Annotated in this window: 29 protein-coding genes; 18 read left to right on the plus strand and 11 right to left on the minus strand. The window is 42.6% G+C overall.

Annotation, left to right across the window (positions count from 1 at the left end; genetic code table 11):
• Positions 1–5 precede the first annotated feature (5 nt).
• The 9 genes from murB to coaBC form a co-directional block, all read right to left on the minus strand.
• Positions 6–1,037 (minus strand): UDP-N-acetylmuramate dehydrogenase, encoded by a 1,032-nt coding sequence (murB, locus tag EL242_RS03985; protein WP_172595344.1) that lies wholly within the window; start codon positions 1,035–1,037, stop codon positions 6–8.
• A gap of 102 nt (positions 1,038–1,139) precedes the next feature.
• Entirely contained in the window at positions 1,140–1,814 is a 675-nt protein-coding gene (gene crp, locus EL242_RS03990; protein ID WP_126301590.1) for a cAMP-activated global transcriptional regulator CRP, read from the minus strand.
• A 61-nt stretch (positions 1,815–1,875) separates the two neighbouring features.
• Positions 1,876–2,094 (minus strand): YheU family protein, encoded by a 219-nt coding sequence (locus tag EL242_RS03995; RefSeq protein WP_006248722.1) that lies wholly within the window; start codon positions 2,092–2,094, stop codon positions 1,876–1,878.
• Between the two features lie 2 nt (positions 2,095–2,096).
• Positions 2,097–2,702 carry a nucleoid occlusion factor SlmA gene (gene slmA, locus EL242_RS04000; RefSeq protein WP_126301591.1) on the minus strand — a complete coding sequence of 202 codons (606 nt, stop codon included), beginning with the start codon at positions 2,700–2,702 and terminating at the stop codon, positions 2,097–2,099.
• Positions 2,703–2,713: 11 nt separating this feature from the next.
• On the minus strand, positions 2,714–3,169 hold the full coding sequence (gene dut, locus EL242_RS04005) for a dUTP diphosphatase (protein WP_126301592.1): 456 nt from the start codon (positions 3,167–3,169) through the stop codon (positions 2,714–2,716).
• 33 nt (positions 3,170–3,202) lie between these two features.
• Positions 3,203–4,042 (minus strand): glycosyltransferase family 8 protein, encoded by an 840-nt coding sequence (locus EL242_RS04010; RefSeq protein ID WP_126301593.1) that lies wholly within the window; start codon positions 4,040–4,042, stop codon positions 3,203–3,205.
• Positions 4,029–4,202 (minus strand): DUF1016 N-terminal domain-containing protein, encoded by a 174-nt coding sequence (locus EL242_RS04015; protein WP_226318173.1) that lies wholly within the window; start codon positions 4,200–4,202, stop codon positions 4,029–4,031. The genes EL242_RS04010 and EL242_RS04015 overlap by 14 nt, the downstream gene beginning before the upstream one ends.
• Positions 4,203–4,207: 5 nt before the next feature.
• Positions 4,208–4,525, minus strand: a complete 318-nt coding sequence (locus tag EL242_RS04020) for a hypothetical protein (RefSeq protein ID WP_126301594.1) — start codon at positions 4,523–4,525, stop codon at positions 4,208–4,210.
• Positions 4,525–5,727 (minus strand): bifunctional phosphopantothenoylcysteine decarboxylase/phosphopantothenate--cysteine ligase CoaBC, encoded by a 1,203-nt coding sequence (coaBC, locus tag EL242_RS04025; protein WP_126301595.1) that lies wholly within the window; start codon positions 5,725–5,727, stop codon positions 4,525–4,527. Before coaBC ends, EL242_RS04020 begins: the two co-directional genes overlap by 1 nt.
• A 161-nt stretch (positions 5,728–5,888) precedes the next feature.
• On the opposite strand from coaBC, the gene radC reads away from it, so the two are divergent.
• From radC to ddc, 5 genes are all read left to right on the plus strand, one after another.
• On the plus strand, positions 5,889–6,614 hold the full coding sequence (gene radC / locus EL242_RS04030; RefSeq protein WP_232019692.1) for a RadC family protein: 726 nt from the start codon (positions 5,889–5,891) through the stop codon (positions 6,612–6,614).
• 232 nt (positions 6,615–6,846) lie between these two features.
• Positions 6,847–7,083 (plus strand): 50S ribosomal protein L28, encoded by a 237-nt coding sequence (rpmB, locus tag EL242_RS04035; RefSeq protein WP_006251446.1) that lies wholly within the window; start codon positions 6,847–6,849, stop codon positions 7,081–7,083.
• A gap of 11 nt (positions 7,084–7,094) precedes the next feature.
• Positions 7,095–7,265: a 50S ribosomal protein L33 gene (rpmG, locus tag EL242_RS04040; protein ID WP_005613503.1), complete on the plus strand. Its 171-nt coding sequence runs from the start codon at positions 7,095–7,097 to the stop codon at positions 7,263–7,265.
• A 351-nt stretch (positions 7,266–7,616) separates the two neighbouring features.
• Positions 7,617–8,981, plus strand: coding sequence for a diaminobutyrate--2-oxoglutarate transaminase (locus tag EL242_RS04045; RefSeq protein ID WP_126301596.1), 1,365 nt, complete (start codon positions 7,617–7,619; stop codon positions 8,979–8,981).
• A gap of 89 nt (positions 8,982–9,070) precedes the next feature.
• Positions 9,071–10,606 carry an L-2,4-diaminobutyrate decarboxylase gene (gene ddc / locus EL242_RS04050; RefSeq protein ID WP_126301597.1) on the plus strand — a complete coding sequence of 512 codons (1,536 nt, stop codon included), beginning with the start codon at positions 9,071–9,073 and terminating at the stop codon, positions 10,604–10,606.
• A gap of 68 nt (positions 10,607–10,674) precedes the next feature.
• Here ddc and EL242_RS04055 read toward each other — a convergent pair whose 3' ends face one another.
• A complete protein-coding gene (locus tag EL242_RS04055; protein ID WP_126301598.1) occupies positions 10,675–11,250 on the minus strand; it encodes an NAD(P)H-dependent oxidoreductase in 576 nt (191 codons plus the stop codon).
• 175 nt (positions 11,251–11,425) lie between these two features.
• Here EL242_RS04055 and napF point away from each other — a divergent pair, with 175 nt between their 5' ends.
• The 7 genes from napF (at position 11,426) to EL242_RS04090 (ending at position 17,735) form a co-directional block, all read left to right on the plus strand.
• Positions 11,426–11,974 carry a ferredoxin-type protein NapF gene (gene napF, locus EL242_RS04060; protein WP_126301599.1) on the plus strand — a complete coding sequence of 183 codons (549 nt, stop codon included), beginning with the start codon at positions 11,426–11,428 and terminating at the stop codon, positions 11,972–11,974.
• A complete protein-coding gene (locus EL242_RS04065) occupies positions 11,967–12,233 on the plus strand; it encodes a chaperone NapD (protein ID WP_006248701.1) in 267 nt (88 codons plus the stop codon). Before napF ends, EL242_RS04065 begins: the two co-directional genes overlap by 8 nt.
• A 38-nt stretch (positions 12,234–12,271) precedes the next feature.
• Positions 12,272–14,770: a nitrate reductase catalytic subunit NapA gene (napA, locus tag EL242_RS04070; protein ID WP_126301600.1), complete on the plus strand. Its 2,499-nt coding sequence runs from the start codon at positions 12,272–12,274 to the stop codon at positions 14,768–14,770.
• An 88-nt stretch (positions 14,771–14,858) separates the two neighbouring features.
• Entirely contained in the window at positions 14,859–15,764 is a 906-nt protein-coding gene (gene napG, locus EL242_RS04075) for a ferredoxin-type protein NapG (protein ID WP_126301601.1), read from the plus strand.
• Complete coding sequence (napH, locus tag EL242_RS04080) at positions 15,764–16,642, plus strand: quinol dehydrogenase ferredoxin subunit NapH (protein WP_126301602.1); 879 nt, start codon at positions 15,764–15,766, stop codon at positions 16,640–16,642. Before napG ends, napH begins: the two co-directional genes overlap by 1 nt.
• A gap of 45 nt (positions 16,643–16,687) precedes the next feature.
• A complete protein-coding gene (locus EL242_RS04085; RefSeq protein ID WP_021280193.1) occupies positions 16,688–17,116 on the plus strand; it encodes a nitrate reductase cytochrome c-type subunit in 429 nt (142 codons plus the stop codon).
• Positions 17,117–17,126: 10 nt separating this feature from the next.
• Positions 17,127–17,735 carry a NapC/NirT family cytochrome c gene (locus EL242_RS04090; protein ID WP_032844977.1) on the plus strand — a complete coding sequence of 203 codons (609 nt, stop codon included), beginning with the start codon at positions 17,127–17,129 and terminating at the stop codon, positions 17,733–17,735.
• A gap of 61 nt (positions 17,736–17,796) precedes the next feature.
• Here EL242_RS04090 and cpdA read toward each other — a convergent pair whose 3' ends face one another.
• Positions 17,797–18,639: a 3',5'-cyclic-AMP phosphodiesterase gene (gene cpdA, locus EL242_RS04095; protein ID WP_126301603.1), complete on the minus strand. Its 843-nt coding sequence runs from the start codon at positions 18,637–18,639 to the stop codon at positions 17,797–17,799.
• A 288-nt stretch (positions 18,640–18,927) separates the two neighbouring features.
• Here cpdA and EL242_RS04100 point away from each other — a divergent pair, with 288 nt between their 5' ends.
• The 6 genes from EL242_RS04100 to EL242_RS04125 all read left to right on the plus strand — a co-directional run bounded on the left by EL242_RS04100 (position 18,928) and on the right by EL242_RS04125 (position 25,737).
• Positions 18,928–19,062 carry a nitrate/trimethylamine N-oxide reductase NapE/TorE gene (locus EL242_RS04100; RefSeq protein ID WP_126301604.1) on the plus strand — a complete coding sequence of 45 codons (135 nt, stop codon included), beginning with the start codon at positions 18,928–18,930 and terminating at the stop codon, positions 19,060–19,062.
• Between the two features lie 3 nt (positions 19,063–19,065).
• Complete coding sequence (gene torC / locus EL242_RS04105; protein ID WP_126301605.1) at positions 19,066–20,229, plus strand: pentaheme c-type cytochrome TorC; 1,164 nt, start codon at positions 19,066–19,068, stop codon at positions 20,227–20,229.
• A 136-nt stretch (positions 20,230–20,365) separates the two neighbouring features.
• Complete coding sequence (gene torA, locus EL242_RS04110) at positions 20,366–22,831, plus strand: trimethylamine-N-oxide reductase TorA (RefSeq protein ID WP_126301606.1); 2,466 nt, start codon at positions 20,366–20,368, stop codon at positions 22,829–22,831.
• A gap of 8 nt (positions 22,832–22,839) precedes the next feature.
• Complete coding sequence (gene torD / locus EL242_RS04115) at positions 22,840–23,430, plus strand: molecular chaperone TorD (protein ID WP_126302710.1); 591 nt, start codon at positions 22,840–22,842, stop codon at positions 23,428–23,430.
• Positions 23,431–23,568: 138 nt separating this feature from the next.
• Positions 23,569–24,258, plus strand: coding sequence for a CPBP family intramembrane glutamic endopeptidase (locus EL242_RS04120; RefSeq protein ID WP_126301607.1), 690 nt, complete (start codon positions 23,569–23,571; stop codon positions 24,256–24,258).
• 141 nt (positions 24,259–24,399) lie between these two features.
• On the plus strand, positions 24,400–25,737 hold the full coding sequence (locus tag EL242_RS04125) for a factor H binding protein domain-containing protein (RefSeq protein WP_126301608.1): 1,338 nt from the start codon (positions 24,400–24,402) through the stop codon (positions 25,735–25,737).
• The last annotated feature ends 6 nt before the right edge of the window (positions 25,738–25,743 follow it).

Below are 25,743 nucleotides of genomic sequence, written 5' to 3' on the forward strand. Positions count from 1 at the left end.
CCCACTTAGCGAGTGATTTTTTCGCTATCGACCTCGCCGTTCTTGCCGATAAAACGCACTTCAGGCTGAATTTCTACCCCAAATTTTTCTCTCACTCTCTGGCGAACGGTTTTGGCTAATGCCAAAACATCTTGCCCTGTTGCATTTTCTTTGTTAATCAGCACTAAGGCTTGCTGGGTGTGTACCGCCGCTCCGCCAATTTGTAAGCCTTTCAGCCCGGTTTGGTCAATCAACCAACCTGCGGCTAATTTTACCGAGCCATCAGCTTGAGGGTAGTGCGGAATGGTTGGGAATTTGGCTTGTATTGGTGCAAATTGTTCGTTTGAAATCACCGGATTTTTAAAAAAGCTGCCGGCATTGCCAAATTCATCAGGGTTAGGCAATTTTGAGGAGCGAACCGCACAGACTTCATCAAAAATCTGTTGTGCGGTAACCGTTGCCGGATTGAGTTGGGCTAATGAGCCGTAACTTAGCACCGGTTTCCACGCTTTAGCTAATTTTAAGCCTACCGAGATAATCGCAAATTTATCACGGTATTGGTGTTTAAACACGCTTTCACGGTAGCCAAATTCGCAGTCGGATTTGGATAGCTTAAAGCGTTCGCCGGAACGTAAATTTAACACTTCCACGAAATCACACAGCTGTTCAAATTCAACCCCGTAAGCCCCGATATTTTGAATTGGAGCAGAGCCGGCGACACCCGGAATTAATGCCAAATTTTCAATGCCGGCGATATTGTGTGCCAACGTCCATTTAACCAATTCGTGCCAGTTTTCCCCGCCTTGAACGTGCAAATAGTGGAAGTGTTCGTCTTCGTGATGTGCAATCCCTTTGAGTTTATTCACTAACACCACGCCGTCAAAATCCTCTAAAAACAAAACGTTAGAGCCTTGCCCGAGAATTAAAATCGGCAGTTGAGCGTGAAAGGCTTTTTGCCATTCACTCAATAGCTGTTCGGCTGTGGTAAATTCAATAATTTGGGTTGCTTTTGCAGGCAAATGGAAAGTGTGAAAAGGGGTTAAACTGTGTATCATCATCAAATTAGTTAGTTAAGAAGTGGAAATAACAAGCGGTGATATTTTTACAAAATTTTGCAATTAAGATTTTGGGCAAGCACAGGACCTGCCCTACATTCAGAATTACCTTGCCCCATATACCACAATGGTCTTGCCGTGAGCAGAAATCAAGCCTTCGTCTTCCAACATTTTCATAATGCGTCCCACGGTTTCACGAGAGCAACCGACCATTTGTCCGATTTCTTGGCGAGTAATTTTGATCTGCATACCTTCTGGGTGAGTCATTGCATCTGGCATTTTAGCCAAGTTGAGTAAGGTTTGAGCAATGCGACCGGCAACGTCTAAAAAGGCAAGATTACCGACTTGGCGTGAAGTTTGACGTAAACGGCGAGCCATTTGTGCCGATAAATACATTAAAATATCGGGGTTTAAATGGACTAGCTGTTTGAATTTTTTATAGGAAATTTCCGCAATTTCACACGGGCCTTTAGTGCGGACGTAAGCGGTACGTTGTTGGGCTTTTTCTTCAAATAAACTTAATTCGCCCACAAACTCGCCTGTGCCTAAGTTAGTTAAGAGCATCTCTTTGGTTTCATCATCTTTGATGTAAACCGACACAGAGCCATTTACGATGTAGAAAAGTGATTCTGCATCTTCACCAGCGTGAATTAGTGTATATTTCGCCGGATAACGATGGATATGACAATGGGTTAAAAACCACTCCACCGCAGGGTCGTGAATAGAGGGCGGAGGAGTTACATTTTCCAGAGGAGCTGTTGAAAGTGTCATATCTTGCATAGTATTTCCTATAACTCTTATACTAGGTTAAATTTTTAGAATTTTAACACGAAATTAAAGGTTAGCCTAAAAAAGATTTTTTGTCTTTAATATCAAGGCTTTCGTGTAACTCCGACCAAACAATCACCACTTTATCTGCCTTAAGTTGTGTGAGTAATCGTTCTCTTTTTTCCGCCAGAGAAAGTTCCCTTTCCCCGTAGTCTGTGCCTTCTCGTAAAATGAAGGAATCCAAAATATTATGTAAAGTTGATTCTTCGAGTTCTTGCCAAGGTATAATCATAATTAATCAAATAAAGGCTTAATAAATGCCCACTGTTTTTCAAAATGTTGGTGTTGGTTATAGCTGAAATTAGAACGAACCAAGCGTAAAAATTGTCCTTCGCAGAAATTCACTAAATAACCGGCTAATGCTCTCTCATCTTCAAAGCTCTTGCGTTCACGCAGTTTGCTAAGTTGCAAAATATTGGCAAATTGTAACTCCAAGTTATCAAAGAATTTTGCCACTCGAGCTTTGAGCAGCTCCTCTTCAAACATCAAGGCATGTCCAGTCAGAATGCGGGTAACACCCGGATTTTTGCGAGCAAATTCTAAAATCACATAAAGAATGGCTCGCACCGAATTGGCACTGCTGTCTTGGCGTTTATTAGCGTGAATATAGCTGGTGAGGGTTTGCTCGATTTTCTCGATTAACGCTTCAAACATCTTGGTTTTACTTGGGAAATAGCGATACAACGCCCCCTCCGACACCCCCACTGCAGCGGCTAAACGCTCGGTAGTGACTCGCTGCATACCTTCTTCCGAATTTAACAAGCTGATTAACACTTCCAGCACTTGTTGGCGACGTTCGACCACTGATTTTTTCGGCATTTTAATTTTAGGTTCTGTCATTGCCAATCCTATTATTGCTTACCTGAATGCCCAAAACCGCCTTCGCCACGGTTGGTCTGCTCAAATTCTTGCACAATGTTAAAACTTGCCTGCACCACCGGCACAAAGACCAACTGAGCAATACGGTCGCCCACGTTCACGGTAAAATCAGCTTGGCTACGATTCCAAAGTGACACTTTCAGCTCGCCTTGGTAATCGCTATCGATCAACCCAACCAAGTTGCCTAGCACGATCCCGTTTTTATGCCCTAAACCGGATCTTGGCAAGATCACTGCCGCCAAATTCGGATCGGCGATATAAATTGAAATCCCCGTTGGGATCAATACCGTTTCACCGGCTTTTACCGTCAGTGGCTCGTTGAGCATCGCCCGTAAATCCAACCCTGCTGAGCCTTCTGTCGCATACGCCGGTAATGGAAAGTCGGTACCAATACGGCTGTCTAAAATTTTTAAATCAATTTGTTTCATTGTTTGTCCTTTTTGTAAATTTTTAAAACTATATTATTCAGTTATAAAAGGTTTTAATTGTATCGTTCCAATTGGAAGTTCAGTCAATATTTCCCAGCTTGTGTTGTGGTAAAATCGAAATAAACTTGCAACGTTTTCAACGTAACTTGAATTAAATTTACCTTCTAATGGCTTTATTCCTCCAGTAAAATGAATTATATGTGGAATATAATTTGGCGAAATTTTTTGCTGGGCAATATCATCTAATAAATGTTCTGTTTGATAATTATATTTTCGATCTAACTCAATCCAATTATATTGAAAGCAGTAATTAAGAATATCTTGATCCCCAAATGGTAAATTTTCTTTAAATCTCTCAGTAAGCTTTATAAATGGTTGCTTACTAAAATGCTTTGCATTTAGATAAAATACACCAGCATTGAAATAGTTTTTGTAAATATAGGGATGATTTTTTAGTTTGTTTACATAAGGATCAGCAATTGCAGCAATATTTCCAAAAGAAAAATCTAGGTTTGTAAATGGATCCGTAATATTTCCATTAACTACAAGATCGCAATCTAAATAAATCCAATATGGGCTATCGCTGTGTTCAAATAGTTCTTCAATATAATATCGTAGATAAGTTGAAGTGGTAATATAGCCGTTTGAGTTAAAATTTGCTAAATTATTTGAATCTAAATAGCCAAGTCTTAATGTTGAATATCTATTTTCTAAATAGGGGCGTAATGTTTCTATCCAGTGGTGAGAAATATCGCCAGTACTCAATATAAAAATAGATAAATGACTATGATGAGCTAATAGTGATTTTAAGGCAATCTCTAAATATGGCAGGTAGTTTTTATCTGCTGCAAATACAATATTATACTTTTTCATTTTGATCTTTGACCATATTTTTCTCTTCTTGCACAATTCGTTCGCCAATTTTCCAATAGGCTTCGACCATTGCCGAATTCACGGCTTGATACGCCTTTTGGCGAGCAGATAAAAGAATATGTTTAATGTCGTTGATATACTGATTTGACGTAAGTTGCATAATTTTCATCCTATTACCCTTAAGATTTCACAAGGTAGCCAGCCAATTTCGTTTTCTCTTTTGACAATTGCCCATTGGTAATGTAGTTCAAGGAGTTCTACTCTCTCGCCTTGTGCTGCAACAAGTTCCGTTGGGTTATAATCGCATATCAATTTACCTTCGCTAATAAAATGGCTTGGCACAAAGGTTTTCCAACCGTCAATTTCACAGGCAAACCAGTTTGGGTAGTTTACACATTCACTCCCTAATCGAACGGCAGTACCAGCTGAGAATGTAGGAAATTTCCCTTCGCCTTGATGAAAATGGCTAACCAGTAATTTCATTATTTTTCTCGATAATGTTTTACAATTTCCTGTACCAAACTTTCTGCCAATTTGCTTTTATCCGCCAGAGGAAGCGTTTTTTCACCATTTTTCCAGAACAAATGCAACGCATTTTGATCCTGCCCGAACACTTGTCCGCCTGACACATCGTTGGCACAAATCATATCTAGATTTTTGCGTTCTAGTTTCGATTTAGCGTACTCCGCCATATTTTGTGTTTCTGCGGCAAAACCAACCACAAAGGGGCGATTTTCGGTAAGATGGGCAACATTCGCAATAATATCGGGGTTTTTCACCAATTTTAGCGTGAGTTCATCATTTTCATCGGTTTTCTTGATTTTTTGGTTGGAAATTTCCGCCATTCGGTAATCAGCAACCGCTGCACAGCCGATAAAAATTGCAGATTTTTGGGCAAATTTAACCGCTTGTTGCTCCATCTCTACCGCAGATTCCACATTAATTCGTTCCACATTTTTCGGCGTTGGTAAATTCACCGGACCGCTAATCAACGTAACCTTTGCTCCACGTTCGGCAAAGGCATTGGCAATCGCGTAGCCCATTTTGCCGGAGCTGTGGTTGCTGATATAACGTACAGGGTCAATCGCCTCACGAGTCGGTCCGGCGGTAATCGTTACATTTAAGCCCTGTAAATCTTGATTGATGGAGAAGTGAGCCAACACCGCTTGGTAAATTTCTTCAGGCTCAGACATTCTGCCAGCCCCCACATCACCACAGGCTTGGAAGCCACTATTCGGGCCGATGAGCTGAACGCCACGATTGACTAAAACAGACAGATTTTCTTGCACCGCAATTTGCTTGTACATTTGTTGATTCATTGCCGGAGCAAGCAGAATCGGACTTGCGGTTGCAAGGCAGAGAGTGGAAAGTAAATCGTTGCCCATTCCCATACGCAGGCGAGCAATAAAATCGGCACTTGCCGGGGCGATAACGATTAAATCCGCCCATTTTGCCAGCTCAATATGCCCCATCGTCAGTTCGGCTTGTGGGTCGAGTAGTGAAGTGGAAACCGCATTGCCGGAAATCGCTTGTAAGGTCAAAGGCGTTACAAAGGCTTCTGCTGCTGGGGTTAGCACTACACGCACTTCCGCATTTGCCTTTTTTAAGTGGCGGATAAATTCAATGGTTTTATAGGCTGCAATCCCACCGGTAATGCCGACTAAAATTTTTTTGTTTTGTAACATCTTTACTATCCTTAAAGCGTGGATTCATTTTGCATATTTTAGCGGAATAAGGAGTTGCTCACAACTTCACTATTTTTGCGATCTTGCTCGAAAAATTGAATAAATCCCTTTGTCTGTAAAGGTTGGCTCTTTTATGCTTAACTAAATTGATGGAGGAAAAAATGAACGATTTTTTTGATGAAGATTCTCAAGAGCCAACAATGATGCCGCGAGAGAAATTATTAACACAGGGGGCAGCTTCATTAACTGATGCCGAATTATTAGCAATTTTTTTACGGACGGGCACGAAAGCTGTGCCTGTGTTGGCATTGGCAGAGAGTGTATTGATGGCATTTGGCTCGTTACGCCAATTACTGAATGCAAATATTGATGATTTTTGCAAAATTTACGGTTTAGGCAAAACCAAATACATTCAGTTACAAGCCTCTAAAGAGATGACTAAACGCTATTTGGCTCAGCAAATGGAATTTAGCGAGATGATTCAAGCCCCTTATATGGCGATTATGTATTTCCAAACCGAATTGGAAGAGGAAGATCGGGAAGTCTTTATGGTGTTGTTTTTGGATAACCAAAACCGGTTGATTTATAAAGAAAAAATGTTCTTTGGTACGATTAACCAAACCGCCGTTCACCCTCGGGAGATTATTAAAAGAGCGTTAAGATATAATGCTGCGGCAATTATTGTGGCACATAATCACCCTTCAGGTTCTTGTCTGCCGAGTGAGTCGGACAGAAGCCTGACTAAAAAGATCGAAATGGCGTGCGAGCTGGTCGATATTCGTTTTGTGGATCATATTATTGTCGGCAAAGGGGACTATTTTTCCTTTGAGGAAGAGAAATTAGAGATGCAAGAGCATTCATTTTTGCAAATTTCTGATAGAAAATGACCGCTTGTTCTATTTAAGCTTGAACATTTCTCCTGAAATAGTAAAAAGATACGCATATAAATTCTACTTGAATATAACAAATGAAATCGGTATAATCCGCAGTCTTTATTACATAGACTGTGGTCGGGTTAATGCCTGACGAGGCAATCAAAATCGGAGGAGTTGGTTGAGCAACGCCTTTTGTGAGATCGCCCGAACCATTTTTAAGCTTAAAATTATTGGAGAAATTCAAATGTCAAGAGTTTGCCAAGTAACCGGCAAGCGTCCAGCAGTTGGTAACAACCGCTCACACGCAATGAATGCGACTAAACGTCGTTTCTTACCAAACCTTCACACTCACCGTTTCTGGGTTGAGAGCGAAAACCGTTTCGTAACTTTACGCTTAACAGCGAAAGGTATGCGTATTATTGATAAAAAAGGCATTGATGCAGTATTAGCTGAAATCCGTGCTCGTGGCGAAAAAATCTAAGGAGCTAAAAAATGGCAGCTAAAGGCGCTCGTGAGAAAATCCGTTTAGTTTCTACAGCAGAAACTGGTCACTTCTACACAACAGATAAAAACAAACGTAATATGCCTGAAAAAATGGAAATCAAAAAATTTGATCCAGTTGTGCGTAAACACGTTATCTACAAAGAAGCAAAAATTAAATAATTTTGTTTTAAATTTCAGAACCCGACTTATGTCGGGTTTTTTTATAATTGCTTCTGTTTTGAAAATACTGATTTCAGCGATTTATTAGGCAAAAAAACTTTATTTTTTAATAAAAAAAGGTATCATACGCTCTCTTAAACGTAACCCTACATTTAAGTCTGTTTCCAACCTATCCCAATTTCTTTATTCCTTAGGGGCATATAGGGTAAAAACAAAAAAGCTGAAACGCTTTTTTTAATAAGTAGCGAGTCAAATGCCCCATGGCATCTATTCTTTTAGGAATAGAAAGCTTAGGCTTTCCGCAAGGCACCCGACTTATTTTTTTCACCTCTTGTAGAAGGTTTATTTTCAATGACAATTAAAACTCCTATTCAAGCCGTTCTTGCTTCAAACCAATATTTTTTAGATCGCCAAGATGCAATGGAATCAAACGTGCGTAGCTACCCACGTAAATTACCTTTTGCTTACCAAAAAGCACAAGGCGTTTGGGTAACTGATGTTGAAGGCAACGAATACCTCGATTTCCTAGCAGGTGCAGGAACGCTTGCATTAGGTCATAACCACCCTAAATTAATCCAAGCAGTTAAAGATGTATTAGACAGTGGTTTACCTTTACACTCGTTAGATATTACGACTCCGTTAAAAGATGCTTTTACGGAAGAATTACTCTCTTTCTTTCCAAAAGATAAATATATCCTCCAATTTACTGGCCCGTCTGGTGCAGATGCTAACGAAGCGGCAATTAAATTAGCCAAAACCTACACTGGTCGTGGAAACGTAATTGCTTTCTCCGGTGGTTTCCACGGAATGACCCATGGTGCGTTATCGCTCACCGGTAATTTAAGTGCGAAAAATGCAGTACAAGGCTTAATGCCGGGCGTACAGTTTATGCCTTATCCGCACGAATACCGCTGTCCGTTTGGCATTGGTGGCGAAGCCGGTGCAAAAGCAGTTGAACATTATTTTGAGAACTTTATTGAAGATGTTGAAAGCGGCGTGGTAAAACCGGCAGCGGTGATCCTTGAAGCCATTCAAGGTGAAGGCGGTGTAGTGCCGGCTCCAATCAGCTTCTTACAAAAAGTGCGTGAAGTTACTCAAAAACACGGCATCTTAATGATTGTGGACGAAGTTCAAGCCGGTTTCTGCCGTTCAGGGAAAATGTTTGCCTTTGAACACGCAGGCATTGAGCCGGATATCGTAGTAATGTCAAAAGCGATTGGTGGTAGCTTACCGCTTGCGGTATTAGCGATCAAAAAAGAGTTTGACGCTTGGCAACCGGCAGGTCATACCGGTACATTCCGTGGTAACCAATTAGCAATGGCAACCGGCTATGTATCGCTTAAAATTATGCGTGAAGAGAATTTAGCGAAAAACGCACAAGAGCGTGGCGAATACTTAACTAACGCATTACGTGAATTAAGCAAAGAATTACCTTGTATCGGCAATGTGCGTGGTAAAGGCTTAATGATGGGAATTGATATTGTTGATGAACGTCAGCCAAAAGATGCAACAGGTGCATACCCGCGTGATTGCGATTTAGCCGTTGCAATTCAAAAATACTGCTTTAAAAACAAATTGTTATTAGAGCGTGGCGGACGTGGCGGTAATGTGGTGCGTGTTCTTTGTGCCGTGAATATTACCCAAGCAGAATGTGGAGAGTTTATTAAACGCTTCAAGCAATCTGTTACCGAAGCAGTGAAAGCGGTGCGTGGTTAATAGTTAGAATGGTAGGGGCGAAACATTTTTCGCCCTAATGTAAAAAGGGGCGAATATTTATTCGCCCCTACACCAATAGGATAGAAATAATGTCAAACCTAGAAAAACACAGACAATCCCTGTTCTGTAGCGATCCAAAATCGATTGCTGATTATGAATCGGCGATGAACAATGCGGTAAAAGCGGTTTCAGATTGGCTGAAAGAAGAAAAAATGTACACCGGTGGCTCAATTAAAGAGTTGCGTGCAAAAATCAACGGCTTTAACCCAACCCAAGCCGGTGTGGGCGTGCAAAAATCACTGGAACATTTGGTGGAAATTTTCTTAAAGCCAAGCCTCAAAGTTCACCACCCTCATTCTTTGGCCCACTTACATTGCCCGACAATGGTAACCAGCCAAATTGCAGAAGTGTTAATTAATGCCACCAACCAATCAATGGACTCTTGGGATCAAAGCCCGGCAGGTTCGATTATGGAAGAGCATTTAATTGACTGGCTACGTCAAAAAGTCGGCTATGGCAAAGGAACTTCAGGAGTCTTTACCTCAGGTGGTACGCAATCAAACCTGATGGGCGTATTATTGGCTCGTGACTGGGCGATAGCGAACCATTGGAAAAAGGCAGACGGTTCAGAGTGGTCGGTGCAAGCCGACGGTATTCCTGCCGATGCAATGCAAAAAGTGAAAGTGGTTTGTTCGGAAAATGCTCACTTCTCTGTGCAAAAAAATATGGCAATGATGGGAATGGGTTTCCAATCGGTAGTGACTGTGCCGTCAAATGCCAATGCACAAATGGACGTTGAAGCCCTTGCGAAAACCTTAGCGGATTTAAAAGCCGAAGGCAAAATTGTGGCTTGTATCGTCGCAACCGCAGGCACGACCGATGCCGGTGCGATTGATGATTTAAAAGCGATCCGCAAATTAGCCGATGAACATCAGGCTTGGGTTCACGTTGATGCTGCTTGGGGCGGAGCATTATTGCTGTCGAAAGATTTCCGCCATTTCTTAGATGGCATTGAATTGAGCGATTCGATTACCCTTGATTTCCACAAACATTTCTTCCAATCGATTTCATGTGGGGCGTTCTTATTAAAAGATGAAGCGAATTACCGCTTTATTGATTACAAGGCAGACTACCTGAACTCGGAATATGACGAAGAACACGGCGTACCGAATTTGGTGTCAAAATCATTACAAACTACCCGCCGTTTTGATGCGTTAAAATTATGGTTTACCGTTGAAGCCTTGGGCGAAAATCTATACGCTTCGATGATCGACCACGGGGTTTATCTTTCTAAAGAAGTGGAAGCCTACATTAATGCTACCGATGGCTTGGAAATGTTAGTGCCGGCACAATTTGCCTCAGTCTTATTCCGTGTTGTGCCACAAGGCTATCCGGCAGAGTTTGTGGATACCTTAAACCAAAATGTGGCAGATGAATTATTTGCTCGTGGCGAAGCGAATATCGGTGTGACCAAAGTCGGTGAGCATCAATCACTGAAAATGACTACCTTAAGTCCGATTGCAACACTTGAAAACGTAAAAGCATTATTAGCTCAGGTGTTGGCAGAAGCAGCTCGGATTAAAGATTCAATTGTGAATGGGACTTATGTACCACCGATTGACTAAGTTATCCTAATGGTACAAGCGGTTAAATTTACGTTATTGCAAAAAAACAGTAAAATTTAACCGCTTGCTTATTTTAAGATTTCTCTACAAGATATTGAAACTTGTTGCAAAATGGTTGCATAATCGGTTTCTTTTAGTCCAATATTACCGAAATAGTGCATTTTTACATCACGAATCCCACAGAACTCAAACAGCCCTTTTCCCAGCGTATGTTCAAATGCTGCTAAAAAGCCTTTTCGTTCATATTTTTCATTGGAATTACCGAGCGTTACAAATTGTTGCATTTTTTTGCCGGTAAGCAAGCCGATACTTTCAATTTCCCCGTTACGATAGGCAAAATCATAACTTAACACCCTGTCTAAATAGCCTTTTAAAATTGCCGGAAAGCCCATCCACCAAAGCGGATAAATTAACGTAATCACATCAGCTTCAAGCCAATATTGATGCTCAATTGCCACATCTGCTTCATAGTGTTGACTGAGTGTGCCTTGAAATTCCGCCCAGTCTAATATCGGCTTGAAGTTGAGTTGGTAGAGATCTCGCACAACCACCTTATTTGGAAAGGAAGCTGCTATCGTTTTTTCCAAAATCGCATGGTTAAAGCTGGTGGGATTCGGGTGTGCGTAAATAATCAGGTGATTCATAGCATTTTCCTTTACTGTGTCGAGGTAGCTATTAGAAGATTTTAGCGAAACTTTCTTTGATGAAAATCAATGTTTTGGCGAATATACCGGCAAATACCCCGTTTGAGGAATGAACGGTTTTAAGTGAACATTAGATAATTTAGCCTATTATAGTGATGAGTAAAAAGGTGTTTTCTTGACTGATTATCCTAATCAATCACTTCCTCGCCGTAGCTTTTTGCGAGGGCAATTTTTAGACTCGTTAAAAAGCCAAAAAGTCAGTCAGCAAGGGTATGAGCCGATTCGTCCGCCTTGGGCTAATTTAGCAAATTTTTTAGAAAAATGCACCGCTTGCGGTAACTGCATTCAGGCTTGCGAAACCCAGATTATTGTAAAAGGTGCTGCGGGCTACCCTGAAATTGATTTTAGCCGTGGTGAATGTACCTTTTGTGAAAAATGTGTGCATTCTTGCGAGGCGGATGTATTTCGAGAAGTGTCGGAAGAGCCTTGGAGCCATAAAATTGAGATTCAAGCCGGCTGTTTATTAAAGTTGGGAACGGAGTGCCGAAGCTGTGGCGATAGCTGCGAGATGAGAGTGATTCGTTTCCGCCCGAGTTTGGGTGGCATTGCCGAAATGGTATTAAATTTAGAAAGCTGTAATGGCTGTGGGGCTTGTTTAAGCGTTTGCCCGACAAGTGCGATAAAAATTCAGCCATTACAAATACAGGCAAACAGAGATGAGTGAAAAATTATCCGAACAGGAAAACTGGTATGTATGCAGCCTCGTGGTGCAAGCAAAACCGGAAAAATTGGAAGAAGTAAAAGCCGAGATTCTGAAGATTCCTCATACCGAAATTCACGGTGAGAAAACAGATGAAGGCAAATTGGTCGTGACGATCGAAAGCAATGTGCATTTAGCCCTTTCCGATCGAATCGATCAAGTAAGAGATATTAAAGGCGTGATTGTGGTGTCTTTAATTTCTAATTACATCGATGAACAGTGATTAATGATTATTTTTGAAGCCAAACGTGGGACATAGTTATGGAACTCAATCGTAGAGATTTTATGAAAGCGAACGCCGCTGTGGCAGCTGCTGCAGCCGCAGGAATTATGATTCCTGTGAAAAACGTTCAGGCAGATGATACCGGTATCCGTTGGGATAAAGCCCCTTGTCGTTACTGTGGTACAGGTTGTAGCGTGCTGGTTGGTACCAAAGACGGTAAAGTAGTGGCAACCCAAGGTGACCCGGATGCAGAAGTAAACCGTGGTTTAAACTGTATTAAAGGTTATTTCTTATCCAAAATGATGTACGGTGCAGACCGTATGCAAGAGCCAATGTTGCGTATGAAAGACGGCAAATTCGACAAGAACGGCGATTTCACGCCGGTTTCTTGGGATCAAGCCTTTAGCATTATGGCGGAGAAGATCAAAACCATTATTAAAAATGACGGCCCGAATGCAGTAGGTATGTTCTCATCAGGCCAAACAACCATTTTTGAAGGTTATGCGAAAGTAAAACTTTGGAAAGGTGGTTTCCGTTCAAATACGATTGACCCAAATGCCCGCCACTGTATGGCGTCCGCTGCGGTTGCCTTTATGCGTACCTTTGGTATGGACGAGCCGATGGGCTGCTATAACGACATCGAAAAAACCGATGCGTTTGTGCTTTGGGGCTCAAATATGGCAGAAATGCACCCGATTTTATGGTCTCGTATTTCTGATCGCCGTTTATCAGACAACAAAGTGAAAGTGGTGGTAATGTCTACTTACGAACACCGTTCGTTTGAATTAGCCGATACACCGATTATCTTCAAACCACACTCAGATTTAGCAATCTTAAACTACATTGCTAACTACATTATCCAAAACGATAAAGTAAACTGGGATTTCGTGAACAAACACACCAAATTTAAACGGGGTGAAACCAATATCGGTTACGGTTTACGCCCTGAACACAAATTACAACAAAATACCAATGCGAAAACCGCCGGTAAAATGTATGACAGCGATTTTGAAGAGTTTAAGAAAATCGTTGCCCCTTATACATTAGAAGAAGCACACCGTATTTCCGGTGTGCCGAAAGATCAGCTTGAAACATTAGCAAAATTATATGCAGATCCTAACCAAAAATTAGTGTCGTTCTGGACGATGGGCTTTAACCAACATACCCGTGGTGTGTGGGTAAACCATATGATGTACAACGTCCATTTATTAACCGGTAAGATTGCGTTAGAAGGTTGCGGACCATTCTCACTCACCGGCCAGCCGTCAGCTTGTGGTACTGCCCGTGAAGTGGGTACATTTATTCACCGCTTACCGGCAGATATGGTGGTCACGAATCCGAAACACCGTGAGATTGTCGAGAAATCGTGGAAATTACCGGCTGGGGCAATTCCTGATGTACCGGGCTTCCACGCTACAGCACAAAGCCGTGCGTTAAAAGATGGAAAAATGAAATTCTTATGGCAGATGTGTACTAACAATATGCAGGGTGGCCCGAATATTAATGAAGAGATCTTCCCGGGTTGGCGTAATCCTGAAACCTTTATTGTGGTTTCAGATCCGTACCCATCTGTTTCAGCGGTGGCTGCCGACTTAATTCTTCCAACCTGTATGTGGGTGGAAAAAGAAGGGGCTTACGGTAACGCAGAACGCCGTACCCAATTCTGGCGTCAGCAAGTGAAAGGACCGGCAAATGCCCGCTCGGATACTTGGCAGTTAGTGGAGTTCTCTAAATACTTTAAAGTAGAAGAAGTATGGCCGGAAGAGTTATTAGCCAAAGCACCTGAATTGCGTGGTAAAACACTATATGAAATCCTTTATCGCAACGGCAAAGTAGATAGCTACCAAGTGCCAACCAACATTCCGGGCTATATGAATGATGAAGCCGAACACTTCGGTTACTACATTCAAAAAGGCTTATTTGAAGAGTATGCGGAATTTGGACGTGGTCACGGTCACGATTTAGCCGACTTTGACACCTACCACAAAGTACGTGGTTTACGTTGGCCGGTGGTAAAAGACGAGAAAACCGGCGAATACAAAGAAACTTTATGGCGTTACCGCGAAGGCTATGACCCATACGTTAAAGCCGGTGAAGAAGTGGCATTCTATGGCAATGCGGACAAAAAAGCAGTGATTTTAGGTGTGCCATACGAACCACCTGCGGAAGCACCGGACGAAGAATACGACTTATGGTTCTGTACTGGTCGTGTGTTAGAACATTGGCACACCGGTACGATGACCCGCCGTGTGCCGGAGTTACACAAAGCATTCCCAACCAACTTGGTTTGGATGCACCCAAATGATGCGAAAAAACGTGGCTTACGTCACGGTGATAAAGTGAAAGTGATTTCACGCCGTGGTGAATATGTATCGAACTTAGATACCCGTGGACGTAATAAATGTCCGGAAGGTTTGATTTACTCGACTTTCTTCGATGCCGGTCAGTTAATCAACAAAGTGACACTTGATGCGACAGATCCAATTTCATTTGAAACCGACTTCAAAAAATGTGCGGTTAAAGTGGTGAAAGCTTAATTGTAGGGGCAAATTATTTGCCCCAGACAAGCGGTCAAATTTGCAAATTTTTTTACAAAAACGACCGCTTACCTAAGAGGAACCCACAATGAAAATGGATCCAAATCGTCGCCAGTTTTTAAAAAATGTAACCCGTACCGCAGCCGGTGTTTGCGGTGTGGGAATCATTTTAGGACTGCAGCAACAACAAAGTTTTGCCCGTCAAGGGGTAGCACTACGCCCACCGGGTGCACTGCCGGAGCAAGATTTCCTGAGTGCTTGCACCCGTTGCGGACAATGTGTGCAGGCTTGTCCTTACGATATGTTGCATTTGGCATCGCTTATTTCGCCAGTGGAAGCCGGCACACCATACTTTATCGCACGGGATAAGCCTTGCGAAATGTGCGTGGATATTCCCTGTATGAATGCTTGCCCAACCGGGGCATTAAGCGAAGAGCTAAAAGACATTGACGATGCACGAATGGGGCTTGCGGCGTTGCTCGACCACGAAACTTGTCTTAACTGGCAAGGTTTGCGTTGTGATGTGTGTTACCGTGTTTGTCCGTTAATCGACAAAGCGATTACTCTTGAGAAAGTGCATAACGACCGTACCTCGATTCACGCCAAACTGATTCCGACCGTGCATTCTGATGCTTGCACCGGTTGCGGTAAATGTGAACAGGCTTGCGTATTGGAAGAGGCAGCGATCAAAGTGTTACCGATGGATTTAGCCAAAGGCTTGCTCGGTCGTCACTATCGTTTAGGCTGGCAAGAGAAACAAAATGCCGGTAAATCGCTGATTGAAGATGTTCACCCAGAGGGTTTACGCCCAGCTTATGATGCTCGAATGCCGGAAGGCTTACACGAGCCGGTGTATCAGCATATGGAAGTAAAACCTGATGTGAAAGTGGCGACGCCAAGTCGAGCGACACAAAACTATGTGCCGAACTCTACGACGGTGGAAGCTCCGGAGCATTTCCCTGATTTAGACTTGAATCTCAAGGGGGTGAAATAATGGCAGCCAATTCTCCAAAAAATGCGGGCTTAGAGGCTCGTCAGAAACTAGGTTGGTGGCACGCTTACCGCTTTTTGATTTTAAGACGTTTAAGCCAATTCAGCATTATCTTGATGTTTTTAAGTGGCCCACTTTGGAATGTTTGGATTCTAAAAGGCAATTATAGCGGTAGCTTATTGTTAGATACCGTGCCGATGACAGATCCATTAATGGCTGCTGAAGTATTAGCAACCGGCTATCGTCCTGAATGGACGGTGTTAATTGGGGCGTTAATTATGGTGGCGTTTTACGGCATTGTCGGCAGCAAGCTGTTTTGTAGTTGGGTTTGCCCGATGAATATGGTAACAGATACCGCTGCTTGGTTAAGACGCAAACTTGGTATTCGCCAAAATACTAAAATTCCACGCAATTTACGCTATGTGATTTTGGTGGTGATTTTAGTCGGTAGTGCAATTTCCGGAACACTATTGTGGGAGTGGATCAACCCGGTTGCGGCTCTCGGTCGGGTGTTTGTATTCGGTTTAGGAGCAACGCTTTGGCTGGTTTTAGTGGTGTTCTTGTTTGACTTATTGGTGGCAGAACACGGCTGGTGCGGTCACCTTTGCCCGATTGGTGCAACTTATGCCTTAATTGGGGCGAAAAGCCTGATTAAAGTCAAAGTAGTAGATCGTAACCGTTGCGATAATTGTATGGATTGTTACAACGTTTGTCCGGAACCTCAAGTGTTGCGTGTGCCGCTACACGGTAAACCGGAGGAAAGCACGGTTATCTTATCTAAAGATTGCATTACCTGCGGACGTTGTATTGATGTTTGTGCCGAAAATGTGTTTGCCTTCGGAAGTCGTTTTCAAGGCAGTATTGATGTGAAAAATATTTAATTTTTATCTTTTTGAAAACAAGAATTTTAATGGAGTGAACCTCAAATGAGAAAATATCTCGCCTTAATTTTAGCCGTGATGTCCGGCTTTGCCATGGCGGAAGCCCCTAAGTTATCCGGCTCAATTGATGAGACAACCGAAAGTGTTGCACCGGGATTTCATAACCCACAAAAAGATGTGGGCACGATTCCAACCACTTTCCCTTTCCAACCACCACTTGTTCCACATAGTATTCGTGGCTTACAAGTGAGCAAAAACGTAAACCATTGTTTAGGTTGCCACGCTATTGAACCATCTAAAACCACAGGTGCGACCCGTTTACCGCCAAGCCATTTTACCGACCGTGATGGCAAGGTGTACGAAAACGAATCTCCTCGTCGTTATTTCTGTTTGCAATGCCACGTGCAACAAACTGATGTAAACCCGATTATTCAAAATAAATTTGAATCTGTACGTGAATCTCAAGCTAAATAAGGAGTAAGTAATGTTGAGAAGATTTTGTAACTGGTTACGTAGCCCAAGCAAAATGGCAATTGGTGCTGTAATCCTTATTTCTGCATTAGGTGGTATTTTCGCTTGGAGTGGTTTTAATGCAGGGTTAGCAATGACAAATACTGAAGAGTTTTGTTCAGATTGCCATATGAACGATGTTGTGCCTGAATACCGTGCCTCTGCTCACTATTCAAACCGCAGCGGTGTGAAAGCGATTTGTTCAGATTGCCACGTACCGCACGAATTCTTTCCAAAATGGCAACGTAAAATCATAGCCGCAAAAGAAGTTTATGCACACTTTACCGGTAAAGTAGATACCAAAGAGAAATTTGAAGCTCATCGTGGCGAAATGGCAGAACGTGAATGGGCACGTATGAAAGCGAATGGCTCGCAAGAGTGCCGTAACTGTCATAATTTTGATGATATGGACTTCACTCAACAAAAAAACATTGCGCAGCAAATGCACGCATTGGCACAAGAGCAAGGTAAAACCTGTATTGACTGCCACAAAGGGATTGCACACAATCTCCCACATATGGAAGCGATTCAGAAAAACTTTATTCCTGATGATTTGCTGAAAAAAGCAGAAGAGAAGAAATAACTTAACGTGTTTCAATAGAAAACCCTCAATTTCCATTGAGGGTTTCTTTTTAGTAGCCAAGTTAGTAACCAATGGCATTGACATTTGGTAAAAAATCGTTGGAATTTAACCGCTTGACGACCGTTTCTATCGTGCCGTTTTCGTGCAATTCAATTTCACGCCAGCCTTGTGGTTGTAAGTCTAAGGTAAACTGGTCGCAATTCGGCTTAAATTGAATGCAAGTAGATGGGGTGGCATAAATCGGAATACCATGCCAAATATCATCAACCTGCTGATGAATATGACCATGCACAATCGCTTTTACATTCTTAAATTTTGCGAAAATCTCGGCTAATTCATTGCTGTTTTTTAAGCTATGCTGATCCAGCCACGCTGAGTTTGTCGGCAAAATATTGTGGTGCAGAGCAACCAAGGTAAACCGTTGCGGATATTGTGCCAATTTTTCTTCTAACCATTTAAGCTGTGAGTAAGAGAGTTCGCCATAAGGCATACCTACCACCTGGGTATTTAGCATCAGAAGCTGCCATTGCTCACCGAGTAAAATCTGTTTATGGGGAAGGATATGTTTATATTGCGCCAAAATTTCCGACATACTCGGCTGAACATCGTGATTCCCCTCTAGCCACACTATCGGCGAGTTTAGCGAATTAGTTATTTGTGCAAAATAGTGATAACCAGCAATATTGTGATCTTGAATCAAATCACCTGTAGCAAGAACTAGATCAAAATATTGCTTCGCTTGTTTGTTTATTTGCTCAATAACTGCCGAAAAACTTTTTACTGTTTTGACATTAAGTAGAGTTTCCTCCGGATTGGAGAAAAGGTGAGGGTCAGTTATTTGTAATAACTTAATTACCCCTGTTACGGGTAACTTAATATATTCGTGCATTCGTTTTGCATCCATTCAAATTCTAGTAATTTTTAACTGGTGAGATTCTATCAGTAAGCTAAAAGTAAAAATGTGGACTATGCCGCATTTTTGAAAAAAAGTGAGATTAATCAAAAAAATTTATTATTTTCGATAGCTAAGACAATGGTAAGTTTGATTAATACTTTCATATTGTAATAGATGACTTTTATACTGTTTGGCTGTTTCTAGAACAACTTCTTTATATTTTTGATTGATATCAAGGCAAATTGTTTCTGAAGATAAAATAATTAACACTTATTAGTTAATAAAAAAGGAGTTGAAATGCGTTCAGAACTATTAAAAACGCTTTTGCTATCAGGGCTGGTTTTACCGCTATTGATGGCGTTTGCCGTAGGAGCTTACGGCTTTATTGTGTGGATGTTACAACTGTTTGTTATTGGTTTACCGGGAGCGTAGAAAATGTTAGGTTCAATCAAAGCATTATTTACTAAGCCGGCGACCAAAATCGGGCTGGGTGTGTTAGTCGGTATCGGCTTTATTGCAGGGGCAATTAGCTGGCATCAATTTAATAAAGTAATGGATCAGACCAGCACCGAAGAATTTTGCGTGAGTTGCCACTCAATGCAGCAGCCGTTAGAGGAGCTTAAACAAACCGCTCACTGGTCGAATAAAAGCGGGGTAACGGCAACCTGTTCAAGCTGCCACTTACCGCACGATTACACCGAAAAATATGCCCGCAAAGTGCAGGCAAGCCGTGAGGTGTGGGCAGAATTATCCGGCAAATATAAAGAAGAAGGCTCATTTGAAAAACACCGCCTAGAAATGGCAGAACGTGAATGGGCAAGATTTGCCGCCAATGGCTCTAAAGAGTGTAAGGCTTGCCATAGCTATGAGCGAATGAATTTTGATAAGATGTCGGAAGCCGCCCGTAAGGCAATGAAGCCGGCAGCGGAGAAAGATCAAAGTTGTATGGATTGCCACAAAGGCATCGCTCACCACTTACCGAAAGCCGATGAAAATGCACTGAAATCGAAGTTTGATCAGTTTGTGAATAAATCCCCAAGCCAAGGCAAATCTTACTACACCAAAGGAAATGCGGAATTATTCCTAGACGAAGGTTTAAGCCAAACTATCGGGCAATTAGAAACCGCCGTGCCGGTGGCATTTGTGCAAGCGGGCAAAAATGCAGATTTGGTTGAGCTGACAATGTGGCGTAAAGAGAAAGGTTTTGGTCGCATTTGGTATCACGATTTCGGGAAAAACATTACCGATGCGGTACTCACCAAAGAGTTTATGGCAAATCAGCCGAAATTTGAGGTGTTGGAAACCAAAGAAGACCCGATTACAGGATTAAATTGGCAAAAAGTGAAACTGCAAGCGTGGATTGGTAAAGCCCAATTATTAGACGATGTTACCCCAATCTGGGCGAATGCGGAAAACCAATACAAAACCCAATGTAGTATTTGCCACAGACAGCCTGATGTCGCCCACTTCGATTCCAACAGCTGGATCGGCTTATTCAACGGAATGGTCGGCTTTACCAATATGGATAAACAGACCGGCAAAGAGGTGCTACGTTATTTACAAATGCACGCCTCCGACAGCGAAGGGGCGAAGCATTAATCCATATAGATGGCGCAAGCGTCCTCGCTTGTGCCAATAATTAAATAGATGTGTAGCACCAGCGTGGACGCTGGCGCTATCAATCAAACAAGCGGTCAAATTTCCGCAAAATTTTACAAATTAAAAAGGACAAGATATGCAACAATCTCGCCGTCAATTTTTAAAAAATATGTCTGTGATGGCTGCCGCTGTCACAATGCCGAATTTCCTCGTGCCTCGCAATGTGTTTGCGAGCGAAGACCTCAGCCAATGGAAGGTTTCCGGCTCTCACTGGGGGGCAATGCGTGCCAAAATTGAGAACGGACGAGTGGCAGAAATCAAACCGTTCGAGTTTGATAAACACCCGACCGAAATGCTCAACGGCATTAAAGGCTTAATTTACAGCGATTCCCGTATCCGCTACCCGATGGTGCGTTTAGATTGGCTCAAAAACCGCCATAACAGCAACACTGCACAGCGTGGCGATAACCGCTTTGTGCGGGTAACGTGGGACGAAGCCCTTGACCTGTTCTACCAAGAGTTAGAACGGGTGCAAAAAGAGTACGGCCCGTGGGCGTTACACACCGCTAACGTGGGCTGGCGTTCAACCGGTCAATTCCACAGTTGCGGTAACCATATGATCCGAGCGATTGCGATGCACGGTAACAGTGTCGGCACGGCAGGCGACTATTCTACCGGTGCAGGCCAGACCATTCTGCCGTATGTGCTGGGTTCAACCGAAGTCTATTCACAAGGTACGTCTTGGGAAATCATCTTAAAAGAGAGCGAAAACATCATTTTCTGGGCGAGCGATCCGGTGAAAAACCTGCAAGTCGGCTGGAACTGCGAAACCCACGAAGCCTATGCCTACTTGGAAAAACTGAAAGAGAAAGTGGCGGCAAAAGGTGTGAATGTGATCTGTGTTGATCCGGTGAAAAGCAAAACCCAGAATTTCTTGGGTTGCGAACAGCAGTACATCAATCCGCAAACCGATGTGCCGTTTATGTTGGCACTTGCCCACACGCTCTACACCGAGAACCTTTACGACAAAAAATTCTTGGATATGTACACGGTCGGCTTTGAAAAATTCCTGCCGTATCTGTTAGGCGAAACCGAAGACAAAGTGGCGAAAACCCCAGAATGGGCAGCTGAAATTTGTGGCATTTCTGCCGACAAAATCCGTGAATTTGCACGAATGCTTGCCGGCAAACGCACCCAGTTTATTTTCGGCTGGGCAATCCAACGCCAACAACACGGCGAACAGCCGTATTGGATGGGAGCGGTGTTAGCCTCAATGTTAGGGCAAATCGGCTTGGCGGGCGGTGGCATTAGCTACGCACACCATTACAGCTCTATCGGTATTCCGGAATCCGGTGCGGCAATGCCGGGGGCATTCCCGCTCAACATTGATGAAGGGCAAACCCCGAAATACGACAACAAAGATTACAAAGGTTATAGCGACACCATTCCGGTGGCTCGTATGACCGACAGCTTGCTCCACGCCGGCGAAACCATCGATTACAACGGCAAAAAAGTGACTTACGCCCCGTTCAAAATGGCAATTTTCACCGGTTGTAACCAATGGCACCGCCATTCCGAACGCAACAAAATGAAGCAGGCGTTCCAAAAATTGGAAACCATTGTCTCAATCAACTACAGTTGGACGGCAACCTGTCGTTTCTCCGACATCGTATTGCCAGCCTGTACTCCGTTTGAACGCAACGATATTGACGCTTACGGCTCATACAGCAATCGAGGCGTGATTGCGATGCACAAGCTGATTGACCCGCTCTACGACTCCCGCTCTGACTTTGAGATTTTCCGTGATCTCTGCCGCCGTTTCGGTAAAGAGAAAGAGTACAGTCGTGGAATGGACGAAATGCAATGGGTGGAAAAACTCTACAAAGATTGCCGCCGTGAAAACAAAGGCAAATTTGAAATGCCGGAATTTGCCGAATTTTGGCAAAAAGGCTATGTGTTGTTCCCAGAGGGCAAACCTTGGGTTCGCCACGCTGATTTCCGTGAAGATCCGGAATTGCACGCACTTGGCACACCGTCCGGCTTTATTGAAATTTACAGCAACAAAATCGCCTCTTTCGGCTATGACGATTGTAAAGGTCACCCAATGTGGTTTGAGAAAGCCGAACGTTCACACGGCGGTAAAAATTCCGATAAGTTCCCATACTGGTTGCAATCGGTTCACCCGGACAAACGCTTACACTCCCAACTTTGTGAATCGAAAGAACTGCGTGAAACTTACAGCGTGCAAGGGCGTGAACCGCTTTACATTAACCCGCAAGATGCCGCCAAACACGGCATTCAAGACGGAGATTTAGTGCGAGTGTTTAACGACCGTGGGCAAGCGATTGTAGGTGCGGTGCTTTCCGATAACTTCCCAACTGGCGTGGTGCGTTTGCAAGAAGGGGCGTGGTATTCACCGCTTGACGAAAGTGTTGGGGCGATTGACACCTATGGCGACCCGAACACAATGACCCTCGACATCGGCTCGTCCAAGTTGGCACAAGCAGTTTGCGCCAACACCTGTTTGGTGAACATCGAGAAATTTGTAGGCCAAGCCCCAGCGCCAAACGGCTTTAACGGTGCGATTGAGGTAACCGCTTAATGGCATTGCTGAAATTAGATATCAGCCGTGAAGAACGGCAATTTATCTACGCTTGGTTTAACGCAATGCTCGCCCGAGAACTCTCGGACGAGCAGTTAAACGCCCTACAAGCGGGCGAATTTAACGATTTTTTTGCATACCTCAGCGAATTAGGTTTTGCCGAGCAGGTTGCAAAATTTCAAGCAGAATTGACCGCTTGCAACCGGCTCGAATTTCCCCGCCTTGAACTAGCAGCCGACTTTGCCCAACTGTTTTTATTGGAAGGCAATCTCAGTGCAATTCCTTATGCCTCCGCCTATTTAAACGGTGAGGCATTAGAGAAAAACTTAGCGGAAATGGACAGACTACTGAGCGAATTTGGGCTACAAGTCAATCGGGAAAGCAAAGAGCCGAGCGATCATCTTTGCGTTTATCTCACTCTTTTCGACCGCTTGCTTGCCGAAAAACCGTTGGAAGAGCAACAGCAATTTCTGCAAAACCAACTGATGAGCTGGCTCCCTGCGTGGTTCGCCAAAGCCAAAAAGGTAAAAACCAACACTGGTGTTTATCCGGCGTTGTTGGAATTGTTTGAAGAGGTATTGCTAGCAGAGCAACAATAACCTCTTTATTTGAGAATGATTTGCATTGAGTGAATTTAAAAAGGAAGTTAAAATTTCAACTTCCTTTTTTATTGTCTGGATTTATCCACATAATTACAAGCGGTTATTTTTATAAAAAAATTTACAAAGGAGACATTAATGCAAAATAATAAAACTACTTACCTAACTTGGTACGATTTATGCGTACTCATCCTGATCTTTTTTGGCGAGGCAATTTACACTTCAACGCTGCAATATTTCATCACCGCTGAAACGCAAGGCAATTTTGAAGAAAATTTAACCTTTTCAAATGAACAAAACTATTGGGCATTACTGACTCAACTTGCATTGTTGCTGATTGCAATGGGCTATCTAAAATGGCGGAATTTTGATTTCAGCCGTTGGGTGATTCGTCCCTCTTGGCTGGCTTTTGTAAGCGGTATAGGGTTGTTTATTTTGCTCTCGTTAGCGATGGATCTCTATTTTGAAACGTTATATGGCATTTACAACCTAGTGTATCCGGAGCCATTTTTGGCAGTATTGAGAGAAGTGAATATTTCTACCGTGCTGTATGCGATTTTAAACGGCTTTTATGAAGAAATCTTTTTTCTTGGTATTTGCTTGGCGGTTAAACCCGAATATCTAAAATGGGCGGTAATTTATTCACTGATTATTCGGGTGAGTTTTCATACTTATCAAGGAATGGAAAGTGCATTAGGGCTGGGAATTTGGCTCGGTTTAATTATTTATTTGCTCTACTCACGCTCAAAACAGAAAAACCTATTTCCATTTTGGGTGGCACATAGTATTGCCGATATTTTTGGCTTGAGTTTGTTGGCTTATTTTTAATCAAACTCATCCTACCAGTAGGTTAAAAAACATCATTTTTTATATGGAAATGTATTTTTAATCTATAATATAACTTTGGGTTATTTTATATAACCAAAAGTTATATTTTTGTTGTGTGTTTGTTAAAAGGAAACCAAAATTATGAGTATTAAAAAATTAACCCTAGCCACCTTAATTTTAGTTGGTTTAACTGCTTGTGGCAGCAGTGGTTCAGGTAGCAATTCTAATAATGGTAAATCGGATAAATCTAACATTGTTATACCAAAAGATCTAAAAGACAAAGCTGATCAAGCAAAAGATAAAGCAAAAAAGGAAGCCGAACGTTTAGCTAAAGAAGCGGAAAAAGCAAAATCAGAAGCGGAGCGTTTAGCAAAAGAAGCGGAAAAAGCGAAAGCAGAAGCGGAGCGTTTAGCAAAAGAAAAGGCTGAAAAAGCAAAAACGGAAGCCGAACGTTTAGCAAAAGATGCAGAGAAAGCAAAAGCGGAAGCAGAACGTTTAGCAAAAGAGGCTGAAAAAGCAAAAGGAGAAGCACAAGGTTTAGCGAAAGAAAAAGCCGAGAAAGCCAAAGCGGAAGCAGAGCGTGTAGCTAAAGAAGCTGAGAAAGCAAAAGCGGAAGCAGAGCGTTTAGCGAAAGAGAAAGCTGAAAAAGCCAAAGCGGAAGCAGAGCGTTTAGCGAAAGAAAAGGCTGACAAAGCCAAAGCGGAGGCAGATCGCTTAGCTAAAGAAGCCGAGAAAGCGAAAGCAGAAGCTGAACGTTTAGCCGCAGAGGAAGCCAAAAAAGCCGAAGAAGCTAAAAAAGCTGAAGAAGCCAAAAAAGCTGAAGAAGCCAAAAAAGCTGAAGAAGCCAAAAAAGCTGAAGAAGCTAAAAAAGCCGAAGAAGCTAAAAAGGCTGAGGCAGAAGCAACAGAAAAAGCGAAAGCTGAGGCTATTAAGCTTAAGGAAACTGATGATAAAGAGTATTCAGTTATTAAGGAAATGCCATCATCAGATAATACGCGAAAAGGTCATATCTATAACCAGCCTTACTCCATCGTGGCTGCTAGCTCATCAACAGTAATAGGTGGAGATAAGCCAGGTGATAATGATAAACTCGTTGAAGTTAAAGGACTGAAAACGGCTGCATTACCACAAGAGGGTAAGGCAACATATAGTGGTAAACTATTTGATTTTGTTAATATAGATTCAAGTGATTTAACCTATAATGTTGATTTCAGTAAGCGTACAGGTTCAGGGGTATCAAAAGGCTCTAATAATAATTCTATTGAGTTGAAAGAAGGAAGCATACAATCTGGAATGATTTCTTCTACTGCAACTTATTCGGGAGGAGCACTAAATGGTAAAGAAGGAAACTACAGAGTAGAATTCTTTGGTCCGAAAGCAGAAGAAATTGCTGGTGAAGTTGAAATTAAAAATATTGATTCGACAGGTCTTTCTATAAAATACGGATTAGCCGGTTCTCGTGGTGAAATCACTAAATAAATTCTT

This window comes from Mannheimia haemolytica (assembly GCA_900638155.1).
In the GTDB taxonomy this organism is placed as follows: domain Bacteria; phylum Pseudomonadota; class Gammaproteobacteria; order Enterobacterales; family Pasteurellaceae; genus Mannheimia; species Mannheimia glucosida.